This is a genomic window from Exiguobacterium sp. MMG028 (assembly GCF_027947425.1).
In the GTDB taxonomy this organism is placed as follows: Bacteria; Bacillota; Bacilli; order Exiguobacteriales; family Exiguobacteriaceae; genus Exiguobacterium; species Exiguobacterium aestuarii_A.
The window spans coordinates 19,156-35,307 of record NZ_JAQJIN010000006.1 but is presented as its reverse complement, the minus strand read 5'-3'; the positions used below and the strand labels follow the sequence as shown (position 1 = coordinate 35,307).

General features: G+C 48.0%; 13 protein-coding genes. All 13 read right to left on the bottom strand.

What is annotated here, in order from left to right; genetic code table 11:
* Positions 1-3: 3 nt before the first annotated feature.
* The 13 genes from rpsS to rpoB all read right to left on the bottom strand — a co-directional run bounded on the left by rpsS (position 4) and on the right by rpoB (position 16,030).
* Complete coding sequence (gene rpsS / locus PJK55_RS14050; protein WP_012727673.1) at positions 4-279, bottom strand: 30S ribosomal protein S19; 276 nt, start codon at positions 277-279, stop codon at positions 4-6.
* 66 nt (positions 280-345) lie between these two features.
* Positions 346-1,176 carry a 50S ribosomal protein L2 gene (gene rplB, locus PJK55_RS14045; protein WP_012727674.1) on the bottom strand — a complete coding sequence of 277 codons (831 nt, stop codon included), beginning with the start codon at positions 1,174-1,176 and terminating at the stop codon, positions 346-348.
* A gap of 34 nt (positions 1,177-1,210) precedes the next feature.
* Positions 1,211-1,492, bottom strand: a complete 282-nt coding sequence (rplW, locus tag PJK55_RS14040; protein ID WP_026824834.1) for a 50S ribosomal protein L23 — start codon at positions 1,490-1,492, stop codon at positions 1,211-1,213.
* Positions 1,492-2,115 (bottom strand): 50S ribosomal protein L4, encoded by a 624-nt coding sequence (gene rplD / locus PJK55_RS14035; protein WP_012727676.1) that lies wholly within the window; start codon positions 2,113-2,115, stop codon positions 1,492-1,494. Before rplD ends, rplW begins: the two co-directional genes overlap by 1 nt.
* 28 nt (positions 2,116-2,143) lie before the next feature.
* Positions 2,144-2,770: a 50S ribosomal protein L3 gene (gene rplC / locus PJK55_RS14030; RefSeq protein WP_026824832.1), complete on the bottom strand. Its 627-nt coding sequence runs from the start codon at positions 2,768-2,770 to the stop codon at positions 2,144-2,146.
* 62 nt (positions 2,771-2,832) lie between these two features.
* Positions 2,833-3,141, bottom strand: coding sequence for a 30S ribosomal protein S10 (rpsJ, locus tag PJK55_RS14025; RefSeq protein WP_074032438.1), 309 nt, complete (start codon positions 3,139-3,141; stop codon positions 2,833-2,835).
* 377 nt (positions 3,142-3,518) lie between these two features.
* Positions 3,519-4,028, bottom strand: a complete 510-nt coding sequence (locus tag PJK55_RS14020) for a hypothetical protein (RefSeq protein WP_214786176.1) — start codon at positions 4,026-4,028, stop codon at positions 3,519-3,521.
* A gap of 108 nt (positions 4,029-4,136) precedes the next feature.
* Positions 4,137-5,324, bottom strand: coding sequence for an elongation factor Tu (gene tuf / locus PJK55_RS14015; RefSeq protein ID WP_214697124.1), 1,188 nt, complete (start codon positions 5,322-5,324; stop codon positions 4,137-4,139).
* A gap of 115 nt (positions 5,325-5,439) precedes the next feature.
* Positions 5,440-7,518 carry an elongation factor G gene (gene fusA / locus PJK55_RS14010; RefSeq protein WP_214697122.1) on the bottom strand — a complete coding sequence of 693 codons (2,079 nt, stop codon included), beginning with the start codon at positions 7,516-7,518 and terminating at the stop codon, positions 5,440-5,442.
* A gap of 112 nt (positions 7,519-7,630) precedes the next feature.
* Positions 7,631-8,098 (bottom strand): 30S ribosomal protein S7, encoded by a 468-nt coding sequence (rpsG, locus tag PJK55_RS14005; RefSeq protein WP_021066600.1) that lies wholly within the window; start codon positions 8,096-8,098, stop codon positions 7,631-7,633.
* Between the two features lie 48 nt (positions 8,099-8,146).
* Complete coding sequence (gene rpsL, locus PJK55_RS14000) at positions 8,147-8,569, bottom strand: 30S ribosomal protein S12 (protein WP_012727683.1); 423 nt, start codon at positions 8,567-8,569, stop codon at positions 8,147-8,149.
* 290 nt (positions 8,570-8,859) lie between these two features.
* The gene (gene rpoC, locus PJK55_RS13995; protein ID WP_271306195.1) at positions 8,860-12,459 is read right to left on the bottom strand and encodes a DNA-directed RNA polymerase subunit beta'; all 3,600 of its coding nucleotides are present in this window, start codon (positions 12,457-12,459) and stop codon (positions 8,860-8,862) included.
* A 22-nt stretch (positions 12,460-12,481) separates the two neighbouring features.
* Positions 12,482-16,030 carry a DNA-directed RNA polymerase subunit beta gene (gene rpoB / locus PJK55_RS13990; protein WP_214697140.1) on the bottom strand — a complete coding sequence of 1,183 codons (3,549 nt, stop codon included), beginning with the start codon at positions 16,028-16,030 and terminating at the stop codon, positions 12,482-12,484.
* Positions 16,031-16,152 lie beyond the last annotated feature (122 nt).

Below are 16,152 nucleotides of genomic sequence, written 5' to 3'. Positions count from 1 at the left end.
AAATTACCGTTTCGTTTTCTTGTCTGATCCGTGACCTTTGTACGTGCGTGTTGGAGCGAATTCACCAAGTTTGTGACCAACCATGTCTTCTGTCACGAATACTGGTACGTGTTTACGACCATCGTGCACACCGAACGTGTGACCCATGAATTCTGGGAAGATCGTCGAGCGACGTGACCAAGTTTTGATGACTTGCTTCTCACCAGATTCGTTGAGTTTGTCAACTTTAGCGAGCAAGTGGTGATCTGCGAATGGACCTTTTTTCAAGCTGCGACCCATGTTAGAACCTCCCTTTGGAATGATTCGGGAACGGCCCTTTCGAACCGCCCGAGAATCATGTAGTAATTATTTCTTACGGCGACGAAGGATGTACATGTCGCTCGATTTGTTTTTCTTACGAGTCTTAAGACCAAGAGCTGGTTTACCCCAAGGAGTAAGTGGGCCCGAACGACCGATTGGCGCACGACCTTCACCACCACCGTGTGGGTGATCAACCGGGTTCATGACAGAACCACGTACTGTTGGGCGTTTGCCTAACCAACGTGAACGTCCTGCTTTACCGATGTTTACGAGTTCGTGTTCTTCGTTACCAACTGAACCGATTGTCGCGCGGCAAGTGCCGAGGAACAAGCGTGATTCACCTGATTGAAGACGAACGATGACGTACTTGCCGTCACGTCCTTGGATTTGTGCCGATGCACCAGCCGCACGAACAAGCTGACCGCCTTTACCAGGCTTAAGCTCGATGTTGTGGATTGTTGTACCGACAGGGATGTTTACGAGTGGAAGAGCGTTCCCCACTTTGATATCCGCTTCAGGACCAGACATGATTTCCATGCCTACTTTGATGCCCTTAGGAGCGAGGATGTAACGTTTCTCACCATCTACATAGTTGATGAGTGCGATGTTTGCTGAACGGTTTGGATCGTATTCGATCGTTGCTACGCGTCCTGCAACGCCATCTTTGTTACGTTTGAAATCGATGATACGGTATTTACGCTTGTGACCGCCACCTTGGTGACGAACAGTCAAGCGACCTTGGTTGTTACGTCCGCCTTTTTTCGAAAGCTTTTCAGTTAACGATTTTTCAGGGCGATTCGTTGTGATCTCTGCAAAGTCGAGAGATGTCATGTTACGACGACCGTTAGTGGTCGGCTTAAACTTTTTGATTGCCATCGAGGATTCCCTCCTTTTCTTCTAAGGTAGTTAATTAACCGAGGAAGTCGATTGTGTTGCCTTCTGCAAGAGTTACGATCGCTTTTTTGCGGCGAGCTGTGTAACCAGCGTGACGACCGACACGTTTCGCTTTCGGTTTGTAGTTCATTGTGTTTACCGAAGCAACTTTCACATTGAAGATTGTTTCGATAGCGTGTTTCACTTGCGATTTAGTCGCTTTTACGTCGATTTCGAAAACGTATTTGTTAGCTTCCATGAGGCTAACTGAACGCTCAGTGATGATCGGACGTTTGATGATATCGTATGCTTGAGCCATTATGCAAGCACCTCCTCTACCTTCGCAACCGCATCTTTAGTGAAGATGACTTTGTCGTTAGCAACGAGGTCAAGAACGTTTACGCCTGCTGCGTCGATCACAGTCACTCCTGGGATGTTACGAGCTGCGAGAGCGATAGTCTCATTGTAGTCCGCTGTGACTACAAGAGCCTTACGTTCTACTGATAAGCTGTTGAGTACAGCAGCCATATCTTTTGTTTTTGGTGCATCGAAAGCAAGGCCTTCGAGGACGATGATTTCGTTGTTTTGTACTTTCGACGAAAGAGCCGAGAGAAGTGCTAAACGACGAACCTTCTTAGGAAGTTTGTAAGAGTATGAACGTGGTGTTGGACCGAAGACTGTACCACCACCAACCCATTGTGGTGAGCGGATAGAACCTTGGCGCGCACGACCAGTTCCCTTTTGTTTCCATGGTTTACGGCCGCCACCGCGTACTTCCGAGCGACCTTTCGTATCGTGAGTACCTTGACGGCGTGATGCTTGTTGCATGACGATTGCGTCGTAAAGTACTGATTCGTTTGGCTCGATTCCGAAGATGGCTTCTGCCAATTCGATTTCGCCAACTTGTGAACCTGTTTGGTTAAGCAAAGCTACTTTAGGCATTCGTAATTCCTCCTTTCCGTGCAGTTAATTAGTTACCTTTTACCGCTGTTTTGATGATGACGTTCGATTTACGAGCGCCTGGGATAGCACCTTTCACGAGGAGAAGGCCGCGTTCCACATCAACTTTAACGATTTCAAGGTTTTGAATTGTTTTACGCTCTCCACCCATTTGACCAGGAAGAAGTTTCCCTTTGAATACGCGGTTAGGAGCGACAGGACCCATCGAACCAGGACGACGGTGGTAGCGCGAACCGTGGGCCATTGGTCCACGTGATTGTCCGTGACGCTTGATCGCACCTTGGAATCCTTTACCTTTCGATGTACCTGTAACGTCTACTAATTCACCTGCAGCGAAAATGTCTGCCTTAATCTCTTGACCGATTTCGTATCCTTCTACTGAAGTACGAACTTCTTTGATGAAGCGCTTAGGTGTCGCGTTTGCTTTCGCAGCGTGACCTTTTGATGGTTTGTTTTGACGTGATTCTTTGATGTCTCCGAAACCAAGTTGAACTGCTTCGTAACCGTCTGTATCAACTGTTTTAAGTTGAAGAACGACGTTACCTTCTACAGCAACTACTGTTACCGGTACAACTTCGCCTGCTTCGTTGAAGATTTGAGTCATACCAAGTTTTGTTCCTAAGATTCCTTTAGCCATGAGATACACCTCCTGTTAAATAATTAATTGTCTCTTCTGGCTAGTATCTACTATATGAAGAATTAAAGTTTGATTTCGATGTCTACACCTGATGGTAACTCGAGACGCATAAGCGAATCGACTGTTTTCGGTGTTGGGTTTACGATGTCGATCAAGCGTTTGTGTGTACGCATTTCGAACTGCTCACGAGCATCTTTGTACTTGTGAACCGCACGAAGGATCGTGTAAACCGATTTTTCAGTTGGGAGCGGGATTGGACCCGATACCTTTGCACCTGAACGCTTCGCAGTGTCAACGATCTTCTCAGCTGATTGATCGAGAACGCGATGGTCATATGCTTTTAAACGAATACGAATTTTTTCATTTGCCATGTTTGTTTCCCTCCTTTGTCGCCTATTTTAAAAATAGACAATTCTCCGCGGAAATTTCCACACCGGCCATGGCAATGCTGCCTGGCGTGTCATAACCTCCCGCTTCAACGCAGCGTGCTTGTGTCAGCAGAGGCATCCGATCATTGCAAATCAACGATTGGACCCATTTTCTGCTGTAAAGTCTCTCACCACTCGCACAAACACTTAATCATTATATCTAATCTGGTCATGGAATGCAAGATTAGATTTTTGAAGTTGCTGGTTGTCTGATGAGTTGCTCAACGTTCCCTAATGTAACAAGATTCGCGAGCTTTTGCAAGAGAAAATTCATTCTTTTATTGAACTATTTTTCAAACGAAGTCCCATGTCAACTCGACCTAGCGTTTCATCATCTCTCCAAATCGCTCCGTTACCCCTTCTACGACCGATTGTGGGGCTCTTCTTAAACATGCATGAACAATCCCTTCATTTATATCGTGTGTCTCAAAATAGCGAGCCAGACGCGTTAATTTATCCTCTCTACCGATGACTGTATAAAGGACAATCCATTCTTCGAGGTGCATCCAGTTCCCTTCTGCTTCTATATAAGGATGTGTATAGATGCCGTCGGTACACTTCATGCGAAAACTGGACATGACATCCACGTCGGTTCCCTCGAAAACATACTCCCCAAAGTAAGTCGTCAAGTATGCCTCATGTGGTTCAGTCGATTGTTTCTCTCCGGCACGACTCAAGATCTGGTCTAACCGTTCAAACTGATCGGGCTCTACGAAAACATCAATGTCATTCGTTTCGTCGACAATGCCATGATGCTTTAATAGTTGCGAACCACCGATACGATATGCGATTCCATTCAAACGACAAATCGTCTCTAATTGTTTCAACATGACGTCACTCCTTTCTCGTATGCTTCATCTTACCACGCTCATCCAGAAACACAAAAAAGCAGCCCGCATATTGCGGACTGCTTGAAGTTGTTCAGTTGAATCAATCGATTACTCGATGATTTCTGTTACTGAACCAGCACCTACAGTACGGCCACCCTCACGGATAGAGAAACGTGTACCGTCTTCGATCGCGATTGTAGAAATCAATTCGATCGTCAACTCGATGTTGTCTCCTGGCATTACCATTTCAGTACCTTCTGGAAGGTGAACGATACCTGTTACGTCAGTTGTACGGAAGTAGAACTGCGGGCGGTAGTTCGCGAAGAATGGCGTGTGACGGCCACCCTCTTCTTTAGAAAGAACGTAGATTGATGCTTTGAATTTTGAGTGTGGTGTGATTGAACCTGGCTTAGCAAGTACTTGTCCACGCTCGATGTCGTCACGTGATACACCACGGAGAAGTGCACCGATGTTGTCGCCAGCTTCAGCATAGTCAAGAAGCTTACGGAACATCTCTACACCAGTACATACAGTTTTCTTAGTTTCTTCTGTAAGACCAACGATTTCGATCTCGTCGTTGACGCGGAGAACACCACGCTCAACACGACCAGTCGCTACAGTACCACGACCAGTGATTGAGAATACGTCCTCAACAGGCATCATGAAGTCTTTGTCTGTGTCACGAACTGGTTCTGGGATGTACTCATCAACAGCGTTCATGAGTTCCATAACTTTTTCTTCCCACTGAGCTTCACCGTTAAGTGCGCCAAGTGCAGAACCTTTGATTACAGGGAGGTCGTCGCCTGGGAAGTCGTATTCAGAAAGAAGTTCACGGATTTCCATTTCAACGAGTTCGAGGAGCTCTTCGTCGTCTACCATGTCAACTTTGTTCATGAAGACTACGATGTAAGGAACACCTACTTGACGTGAAAGAAGGATGTGCTCACGTGTTTGTGGCATTGGGCCATCTGTTGCAGATACAACGAGGATCGCGCCGTCCATTTGAGCAGCACCAGTGATCATGTTTTTAACATAGTCAGCGTGTCCTGGGCAGTCAACGTGTGCGTAGTGACGCTTGTCAGTTTCGTACTCGATGTGAGCTGTTGCGATTGTGATACCGCGCTCGCGCTCTTCTGGAGCACCATCGATTTGGTCAAACTTAGTAGCTGTTTTACCTTGTGCACGTGAAAGTACAGCAGAGATTGCTGCAGTCAAAGTTGTTTTACCGTGGTCGACGTGGCCGATTGTACCAACGTTAACGTGCGGTTTAGAACGGTCGAATTTTTCTTTACCCATTCTAGATTCCTCCTCTATTAAACGATTAGTTTTTTATTTAACTAGGAAGACGTAGGTTACTTTTAACATACGTCCTCCTTAGCTTACAACAATCAATCTAGCGATACAACCGTTATTAGCCGTTCGCTTTTTTGACGATTTCTTCAGCAATTGATTTCGGTACTTCTTCGTAGTGATCGAAGTGCATCGAGTACGTTCCACGTCCTTGTGTACGTGAACGAAGTGATGTTGCGTAACCGAACATTTCTGAAAGTGGAATCATCGCTTTAACGACTTGTGCGTTACCGCGAGCTTCCATACCTTCTACGCGTCCACGGCGTGACGTTACGTCACCCATGATGTCACCCATGTATTCTTCAGGGATAACAACTTCAACACGCATCATTGGTTCAAGGATGACAGCTTTCGCTTGGTCCTTAAGTTGTTTAACCGCCATCGAAGCAGCAACTTTAAACGCCATCTCGTTCGAGTCGACATCGTGGTACGATCCGAATACGAGGCGAGCTTTAACGTCAACTACTGGGTAACCAGCGAGGATACCGTTTTCGAGAGCTTCTTCAATCCCGTTTTGAACAGCTGGGACGTATTCACGTGGTACAACACCACCGACGATCTTGTTCTCGAACTCGAATCCAGCGCCTTCTTCGTTCGGCTCGAATTCTACGACAACGTGACCGTACTGACCGCGTCCACCAGACTGACGAACGAATTTCGAATCGATCTTCGCAGCGCCACGGATTGTTTCACGGTAAGCAACTTGTGGTGCACCAACGTTAGCTTCTACTTTGAATTCGCGACGCATACGGTCAACGAGGATATCAAGGTGAAGCTCACCCATACCAGAGATGATCGTTTGACCAGTCTCAGGGTTTGTTTCAGTGCGGAATGTTGGATCTTCTTCTGCGAGTTTCGCAAGAGCTTGACCCATCTTATCTTGGTCTGCTTTCGATTTAGGCTCGATTGCAACCGAGATAACTGGTTCTGGGAACGTCATTGACTCGAGAACGATGTTATCTTTCTCTGTGCAAAGCGTGTCACCAGTAGTCGTGTCTTTGAAACCAACAGCAGCGGCGATGTCACCAGCGTATACCATTGGAATCTCTTCACGGCTGTTTGCGTGCATTTGAAGGATACGACCGAGACGCTCACGCTTCCCTTTAGTCGAGTTCTTCACGTATGATCCCGCTTCAGCTGTACCAGAGTACACGCGGAAGAACGTCAATTTACCGACGTAAGGGTCAGTCATAACTTTGAACGCAAGTGCTGAGAATGGAGCTTCGTCAGAAGGCTCACGCGTGATTTCTTCTTCTGTATCGAGGTTGATCCCTTTGATTGACTCAACATCAACTGGTGATGGGAGGTAATCAACAACGGCGTTAAGCATGAGCTGAACACCTTTGTTCTTGAAGGCAGAACCAACGAGTACAGGGTAGAATTCAACGCTAAGTGTCGCTTGACGGATTGCAGCTTTCAATTCATCGATTGAAATCTCTTCACCTTCAAGGTACTTCATCATCAACTCTTCGTTGAAGTCAGCAACACCTTCGATCAATTGACCGCGAAGTTCTTCAGCTTGGTCAGCCATGTCAGCTGGGAAGCCATCTGTTACTTCGATGTCAGTACCGAGGTCGTTGTTGTACATGTAAGTCTTCATTTCAACGAGATCGATAATCCCTTTGAAATCGTCCTCTGCTCCGATTGGGAGTTGGATCGCGTAAGCGTTCGCTTGAAGACGATCGTGGAGCGTCTTCACAGAGTACAAGAAGTCTGCGCCGATTTTATCCATCTTGTTGACGAATACGACACGTGGTACACCATATGTCGTCGCTTGACGCCATACAGTTTCAGTTTGTGGTTCTACACCTGACTGAGCGTCAAGTACAGCAACAGCACCATCAAGTACACGGAGTGAACGTTCAACTTCTACTGTGAAGTCTACGTGTCCAGGTGTATCGATGATGTTTACACGGTGGCCATTCCACTGTGCAGTTGTCGCAGCTGAAGTGATCGTGATTCCACGCTCTTGCTCCTGCTCCATCCAGTCCATTTGTGAAGCACCTTCGTGCGTTTCACCAATTTTGTGGATACGACCTGTGTAATAAAGAATACGTTCAGTTGTTGTCGTTTTACCGGCATCGATGTGAGCCATGATCCCGATGTTACGAGTATTCTTTAGGGAGAATTCTCTTGCCATACTGGGTATTCTCCTTCCGCATGTTTGATTTTCGTGTGCGCGCACACGATATGATTATACCCGAAAGCCACTCCGTTAAGCCATGCTTGGCGGAGTGGACTTTACGATTAAATTACCAACGATAGTGAGCAAACGCTTTGTTTGCTTCTGCCATCTTATGCATGTCTTCGCGTTTCTTAACAGACGCACCAGTGTTGTTGGCTGCATCCATGATTTCGTTCGCGATACGTTGCTCCATCGTTTTTTCGTTGCGGAGACGAGCGTAGTTCACGAGGTAACGAAGACCAAGTGTTGTACGGCGCTCTGGACGAACTTCAACAGGAACTTGGTAGTTAGCTCCACCTACACGGCGTGCTTTAACTTCAAGTACAGGCATGATGTTGTTCATTGCTTCTTCGAACACTTCCATAGGCTCTTTGCCTGAGCGTTCAGCGATGAGGCCAAATGCGTTGTAAATGATAGTTTGAGCTGTACCTTTTTTACCGTCTAACATGACACGGTTAATGAGGCGAGTTACCAATTTCGAGTTGTAGATCGGATCTGCGATAACGTCACGACGTTCTGCACGGTTTTTACGCATCCGAGTACCCTCCTTTCAAAATTTCAATTGTATTTTAGTTGGCGAGAATTACTTCTTCGCAGCTTTCGGACGCTTCGTACCGTATTTAGAACGGCCTTGCATACGTCCATCAACACCTGCAGTGTCAAGCGCACCACGAACGATGTGGTAACGTACCCCTGGTAAGTCTTTTACACGTCCTCCACGGATAAGAACAACGCTGTGCTCTTGAAGGTTGTGGCCAATACCTGGAATGTACGCAGTCACTTCGATTTGGTTAGTCAAACGAACACGAGCATACTTACGAAGCGCCGAGTTCGGTTTCTTCGGAGTCATTGTACCAACACGTGTACAAACACCACGTTTTTGTGGTGAGCTCACGTTTGTTTGTGACTTGATGAAACTGTTGTAACCTTTGTTAAGTGCTGGAGAGTCAGATTTAACGACTTTCGATTTACGTCCTTTACGGACTAACTGGTTAATAGTAGGCATCTTTGAAGATCCTCCCTTCCTGAATGTTGCTATTTTCTAGTCCCACCGACCCGGGTGGTTCATTTAAGGTCATAACGAAACGCTTTTACGAGGCGTAGGCATTCCATGACCTCGCAAAAACGTGAGTTATACCTTGAAAGTGGCAATTGTAGCAGCCAAACCTTCCCGTAGAAAGTTCGGATGGACGTCCAAGTAGCTTGCCGACTGCTGGACATCGTTGTCATCGACAACAACCGATTGGCGGCACTAAATCATAGTAGCACCGCCAACCTGCGCTGTCAAGACGTATTTTACTCGACGGTTGTATCTTCGAGTGCAACTGGCGCCTCATCTTCTTTAAGTTCGACATCGCGGTAGACAGCCATTCCAGTACCAGCTGGAACGAGTTTACCGATGATGACGTTCTCTTTGAGTCCGAGGAGATAGTCGCGTTTCCCTTTGATTGCCGCATCTGTCAAGACACGAGTCGTTTCTTGGAACGAAGCCGCTGAGAGGAACGAATCTGTCTCAAGCGATGCTTTTGTGATCCCGAGAAGGACTGGTTTTGCAGTCGCTGGGTGTTTTCCGTCACGAATCGCATCTTTACACGCTTCTTTGAAGACGCTGATGTCGACAAGTGAACCTGGGAGAAGTGGTGTGTCACCAGACTCGATGACTTTGACACGACGAAGCATTTGGCGAACCATAACCTCAACGTGCTTATCACCAATTTCTACCCCTTGCATCCGGTATACTTTTTGAACTTCTTGGAGAAGATAGTTCTGAACACCAGATACACCACGGACGGCGAGCAATTCTTTCGGATCGATCGAACCTTCCGTGAAGACTTCACCGGCTTCTACTGTATCGCCGATTTGAACACGGAGACGCGCTCCGAATGGAATCGTGTAAGAACGTGTTTCACTGAATCCTTCGACCGTGAGTTCACGCTTGTCACGCGATTCCGTGAAGTCGATGACCGTACCAGAGATTTCCGAGATGACCGCTTGACCTTTCGGGTTACGGGCTTCGAATACCTCTTGGATACGTGGAAGACCTTGTGTGATATCGTCTCCGGCAACCCCACCTGTGTGGAAGGTACGCATTGTAAGCTGCGTTCCTGGTTCACCGATTGATTGTGCGGCGATGATACCGACGGCTTCCCCGACTTCAACGTTTGATCCAGTAGCCAAGTTACGTCCGTAACACTTCTTACATACGCCGTGTGACGTGTTACATGTGAAGGCTGTACGGATTTCAACTTGCTCGACACCTGCATCAACGATGACGCGTGCGATGTCTTCTGTGATCAATTCGTTCTTATCAACCAACACTTCGCCCGTTTCAGGGTGTGTGACTGTTTCAAACGATGTACGTCCGACGAGACGGTCGTACAAGTTTTCGATTTCTTCCGTACCTTCGCGGAGTGCAGAAACACGGATCCCGCGGTCTGTTCCACAATCTTCTTCACGAATGATGACATCTTGCGCAACGTCAACGAGACGACGCGTCAAGTAACCTGAGTCGGCTGTCTTCAAGGCTGTATCGGCAAGACCTTTACGAGCCCCGTGAGTCGAGATGAAGTACTCTTGAACCGTCAGACCTTCACGGAACGACGATTTGATTGGAAGTTCGATGATGCGACCAGATGGAGCGGCCATCAAACCACGCATACCCGCAAGCTGCGTAAAGTTAGATGCGTTACCACGGGCACCAGAGTCAGACATCATGAAGATCGGGTTCAAGCGGTTGAGGGATTTCATCAATCGAGATTGAATTTCATCCTTCGCTTCGTTCCAAGCACGTACAACGCGCTCGTAACGCTCATCTTCTGTGATGAGACCACGACGGAACGACTTCATGATTTGGTCGACTTGTTTTTGTGCCTCATCCAAGATTTCCTGTTTATCCGGAAGTACGATGATGTCGGCGATCCCAACTGTCACACCGGCTTTCGTCGAGTGTTTGAAGCCGAGATCTTTCATGCGGTCAAGCATGCGGCTTGTTTCAGTCGTTTCAAACTTCTGGAACACTTCCGCGATGACTTTTCCAAGGAATCCTTTTTTGAACGGGTCGATAATTGGACGTGATGCGATTTCTTCCGCAACGTTCACCCCTTTGTCGATGAAGTACTTATCAGGAGTTGCTTCCTGCAAGTTTTCCATCGTCGGCTCGTTCAAGTATGGGAACGTGTTTGGCAAGATCTCGTTGAAGATCATCTTACCAACAGTCGTAATGAGCAATTTCTCGTTCTGTTCGTCTGTGAACGTCGGGTTGTTGAGCGTACGTGCCGGAAGTGCCACACGCGAGTGCAAGTGGACATATCCGTTTTGGTAAGCAATCAACGCTTCGTTGACGTTCGAGAACACTTTCCCTTGACCGACGGCATCTTCACGTTCGAGTGAGATGTAGTAGTTACCGAGGACCATATCCTGCGATGGTGTAACAACCGGTTTTCCGTCTTTCGGGTTCAAGATGTTCTGTGCAGCGAGCATGAGAAGACGTGCTTCCGCTTGTGCTTCTGCAGAAAGCGGAACGTGGACGGCCATTTGGTCACCATCGAAGTCGGCGTTATAAGCCGTACATACGAGTGGGTGAAGGCGAATCGCACGACCTTCAACAAGAATCGGTTCGAATGCTTGAATACCAAGACGGTGAAGTGTCGGGGCACGGTTCAAGAGAACCGGATGCTCACGGATGACTTCTTCAAGGACGCCCCAGATTTCAGGTTGCATCTTCTCGATTTTGCGTTTTGCGTTCTTGATGTTCGAAGCGATGCCGCGACCGACAAGCTCTTTCATCACGAACGGTTTGAAGAGTTCAAGTGCCATCTCTTTTGGAAGACCACACTGATACATCTTCAAGTTCGGTCCAACGACGATAACCGAACGTCCTGAGTAGTCGACCCGTTTACCAAGAAGGTTTTGACGGAAGCGACCTTGTTTCCCTTTCAACATGTGTGAAAGTGATTTGAGCGGACGGTTACCAGGACCTGTTACCGGACGACCACGACGACCGTTGTCGATGAGGGCGTCAACCGCTTCTTGAAGCATACGCTTCTCGTTTTGCACGATGATGTTCGGCGCGCCGAGGTCGAGCAAACGTTTGAGACGGTTGTTACGGTTGATGACTCGACGATACAAGTCGTTCAAGTCAGATGTTGCAAAGCGTCCACCGTCGAGCTGTACCATTGGGCGAAGCTCTGGTGGGATGACAGGAAGTACTTCAAGGATCATCCAATCCGGATTGTTCCCTGATGTGAAGAACGCATCGAGAACTTCCAAACGCTTGATCGCACGTGTACGACGTTGACCTTGGACAGTTTTCAACTCTTCACGAAGCTCGCCTACTTCTTTTTCAAGATTGACATCTTGAAGGAGTGTACGAATCGCTTCAGCACCCATGTCTGCTTTGAAGTCACTACCGTATTTTTCACGATAGAGACGGAATTCTTTTTCCGAGAGAAGTTGTTTCTTCTCGAGCGGTGTATCACCTGGCTCTGTAACCACGTAAGAAGCGAAGTAAATCACTTCTTCAAGTGCACGTGGTGACATATCGAGAACAAGCCCCATGCGGCTTGGAATCCCTTTGAAGTACCAGATGTGCGAAACTGGTGCCGCGAGCTCGATATGGCCCATTCGCTCGCGACGCACTTTCGCTTTCGTCACTTCAACGCCACAGCGGTCACAAATGACTCCTTTATAACGGATACGTTTGTACTTCCCGCAGTAACATTCCCAGTCTTTCGTAGGACCGAAGATTCGTTCACAGAATAATCCGTCCTTCTCTGGTTTAAGTGTACGATAGTTGATCGTTTCCGGCTTTTTGACTTCACCGTAAGACCACGAACGGATCTTCTCTGATGAAGCCAAGCCGATTTTCATATATTCAAATCGATTAACATCTACCAAGGGGCCGACCTCCCTTTTCGCCTTATTCCTCTTCCGTAACAGTCGGTTGAACGACTTGTTCTAACGCCGATGTTGCGTTCGGGATGTTGTCGTCATCTTCATCTTTCATTTCGACTTCTTCATCATCCGCTGACATCATCTTGACTTCCATACCGAGCGCTTGAAGCTCTTTGATCAAGACGCGGAATGATTCAGGAACGCCCGCTTTCGGAACGCTCTCGCCTTTCACGATGGCCTCGTATGCTTTCACACGACCAACCGTGTCATCCGACTTGATTGTCAAGATTTCTTGGAGCGTGTAGGCTGCGCCGTACGCTTCAAGAGCCCAAACTTCCATCTCCCCGAAGCGCTGACCACCGAACTGTGCTTTACCACCGAGCGGTTGTTGCGTAACGAGTGAGTATGGTCCAGTCGAACGAGCGTGAAGTTTATCATCAACCATGTGCGCGAGTTTGATCATGTACATGACACCGACAGAGACACGGTTATCGAACGGTTCACCCGTACGACCGTCATAGAGACGCGTCTTCGCATCTTTATCCATACCAGCCTCTTCAATCGTTGCCCATACGTCTTCCTCACGCGCTCCATCGAATACAGGTGTCGCCACTTTGATGCCGAGCTTCTTCGCCGCCATCCCTAAGTGAAGTTCAAGAACCTGACCGATGTTCATACGAGATGGTACCCCAAGCGGGTTGAGCATGATGTCAACCGGCGTACCGTCTGGCATGTATGGCATATCTTCTTCAGGGAGGATCCGCGAGATAACACCTTTGTTACCGTGACGTCCCGCCATCTTATCCCCTTCGTGAATCTTACGCTTTTGAACGATGTAGACACGTACCATCTGGTTGACGCCTGGAGACAACTCGTCGCCGTTTTCACGGTCGAACACTTTGACATCCAAGATGATTCCGTCTCCACCGTTTGGTACACGAAGTGACGTATCACGTACTTCACGTGCCTTCTCACCGAAGATTGCGTGCAAGAGACGCTCTTCCGCCGTCAATTCCGTAACTCCCTTAGGCGTTACTTTACCGACGAGGATATCGCCATCCTTGACTTCAGCTCCGATGCGGATAATTCCACGATCGTCCAAGTTACGAAGCGCGTCATCTCCGACGTTTGGAATATCACGTGTGATTTCCTCTGGTCCGAGTTTCGTGTCACGTGACTCTGACTCGTACTCTTCGATATGAATCGATGTGTACACGTCATCTTTCACGAGACGCTCACTCATGATGATCGCATCCTCATAGTTGTAACCATCCCAAGTCATGAAGGCAACGACGACGTTACGGCCGAGCGCGAGCTCACCCATATCCATCGACGGACCGTCTGCAAGGATTTCTCCTTTTTCGACACGGTCGCCAGCTGCGATGATTGGTTTTTGGTTGTAGCATGTCCCTTGGTTAGAACGGACATATTTTTGAAGTTTGTAACGGTCTAAATCACCTGAAACCTCAGAACCGTTGACGTCAGACGTACGGCGGATCAAGATTTCACGCGCTGTGACACGCTCAACGACACCTGGGTATTTCGCAACGATTGCTGCCCCAGAGTCTTTCGCAGACACGTACTCCATTCCAGTACCGACGATCGGTGAATCTGGTTGGAGAAGCGGTACTGCTTGACGTTGCATGTTCGCTCCCATGAGGGCACGGTTCGAGTCATCGTTCTCAAGGAACGGGATACATGCTGTCGCGGCAGAAACAACCTGTTTCGGCGAAACGTCCATGTAATCGACTCGGCTTGGCTCAACTGACAAGTTTTGTCCGCGGAAGCGGCAAAGAACTTGTTCGTCTGCAAAGTGACCGTCTTCTGTGAGCGGCATGTTCGCCTGTGCGACGACATAGAGGTCTTCCTCATCAGCCGTCATATATTGGATATCGCCAGTGACAAGACCTGTTTCCGGGTCAACACGACGATACGGTGCTTCGATGAAACCGTACTCGTTCACTTTCGCATAAGACGAGAGTGAGTTGATGAGTCCGATGTTCGGTCCCTCTGGTGTTTCGATTGGACACATCCGACCGTAGTGCGAATAGTGAACGTCTCGAACTTCGAAACCAGCACGCTCACGTGTCAAACCACCCGGTCCAAGTGCAGAGAGACGACGTTTGTGCGTCAACTCAGCGAGCGGGTTCGTCTGGTCCATGAACTGTGACAATTGCGAGCTACCGAAGAACTCTTTCAATGATGCGATAACCGGGCGAATGTTGATAAGCGCCTGCGGTGTGATCGCGTTTTGATCTTGAATCGACATACGTTCTTTTACGACACGTTCCATACGAGAAAGCCCGATACGGAATTGGTTTTGGAGAAGTTCTCCGACTGAACGAAGACGACGGTTTCCTAAGTGGTCGATGTCATCTGTTGTTCCGACTTCGTGAAGTAAATTGAAGAAGTAGTTGATTGAAGCGATAATATCAGCCGGCGTAATATGCTTGATACTACGGTCGATATTGCCATTTCCGATGATGTTCAAGACACGCTCTCCATCTGGGTCATCTGGTGAGATGACTTTGATTGATTGAAGACCGAACGGCTCACCTTCAGCGACACCACCAGTTGGTTCCGCATCGACATAACCGAGGCCGCTCTCCAAGTGTGGGAGGATACGATCTAAGTTGCGGCGGTCGAGGACTGTTCCAGCTTCAGCGAGTACTTCGCCTGTTTCTGGGTCCACGAGCGTTTCCGCCAATTTTTGACCGAACAAACGGTTCTTAAGATGAAGCTTTTTGTTCATCTTGTAGCGACCGACGTTCGCTAAGTCATAACGTTTCGGGTCGAAGAAACGTGACACGAGAAGTGATTTCGCATTTTCTACCGTTGGTGGTTCACCAGGGCGGAGACGCTCATAAATCTCGATCAACGCTTTCTCTGTAGACTCTGTATTATCTTTTTCAAGGGTGTTACGAAGGTATTCGTCATCCCCGAGAAGGTCGATAATCTCTTGGTCCGTACCGAATCCGAGGGCACGCAACAACACCGTTACCGGGATTTTACGGGTACGGTCGATACGAACATAAACGATATCTTTGGCATCTGTCTCGAGTTCGAGCCAGGCACCACGGTTCGGGATGACGGTTGCGCCAAATCCACGTTTACCGTTTTTATCGAGTTTAGCGTTATAGTACACGCTCGGTGAACGGACAAGCTGGGAAACGATGACGCGTTCTGCACCATTAATGATAAACGTTCCCGATTCTGTCATGAGTGGGAAATCCCCCATGAACACTTCTTGTTCCTTAAGCTCACCTGTCTCTTTGTTTTGGAGACGTACTTTTACGCGAAGTGGCGCAGAATAAGTAACGTCGCGCTCCTTCGATTCATCGATTGAATACTTCGGCTCACTGAGCGAGTAATCGATGAACTCCAATACGAGGTTTCCTGTGAAGTCGGAAATCGGTGAAATGTCCGTAAACATTTCCTTCAATCCTTCACGCAAGAACCACTCATAAGAAGCAGTTTGAATTTCAATCAAATTCGGAAGCTCTAATACCTCACTGATACGGGCAAAGCTTCTTCTCTGACGGTGACGACCGTACTGAACAAGTTGACCAGTCAACTGATTCACCTCTCAGACCCCCAATTCTTTAGCGAATTTTTCGGGCGTAGTAATCGAACATTGTCATTGAATGTCGCTCGTTTTCCGTCTCTAAAAAGCAGCAGACACGGCAGTTTCAAGCG

Coding starts and splice junctions, on each gene's coding strand:
- PJK55_RS14020 (WP_214786176.1), bottom strand. CDS start 4,028: ATGTTGAAACAATTAGAGACGATTTGTCGTTTGAATGGAATCGCATAT.
- tuf (WP_214697124.1), bottom strand. CDS start 5,324: ATGGGTAAAGAAAAATTCGACCGTTCTAAACCGCACGTTAACGTTGGT.
- rpsJ (WP_074032438.1), bottom strand. CDS start 3,141: ATGGCAAATGAAAAAATTCGTATTCGTTTAAAAGCATATGACCATCGC.
- rplD (WP_012727676.1), bottom strand. CDS start 2,115: ATGCCTAAAGTAGCTTTGCTTAACCAAACAGGTTCACAAGTTGGCGAA.
- rpsL (WP_012727683.1), bottom strand. CDS start 8,569: ATGCCTACTATTAACCAGTTAGTCCGTAAAGGACGTAAATCGAAAGTC.
- rplC (WP_026824832.1), bottom strand. CDS start 2,770: ATGGCTAAAGGAATCTTAGGAACAAAACTTGGTATGACTCAAATCTTC.
- rpsG (WP_021066600.1), bottom strand. CDS start 8,098: ATGCGTAAAAACCGTGCAGAACGTCGTGACGTTATCGCAGATCCGATC.
- fusA (WP_214697122.1), bottom strand. CDS start 7,518: ATGGCAAGAGAATTCTCCCTAAAGAATACTCGTAACATCGGGATCATG.
- rplB (WP_012727674.1), bottom strand. CDS start 1,176: ATGGCAATCAAAAAGTTTAAGCCGACCACTAACGGTCGTCGTAACATG.
- rplW (WP_026824834.1), bottom strand. CDS start 1,492: ATGGCTCAAGCATACGATATCATCAAACGTCCGATCATCACTGAGCGT.
- rpsS (WP_012727673.1), bottom strand. CDS start 279: ATGGGTCGCAGCTTGAAAAAAGGTCCATTCGCAGATCACCACTTGCTC.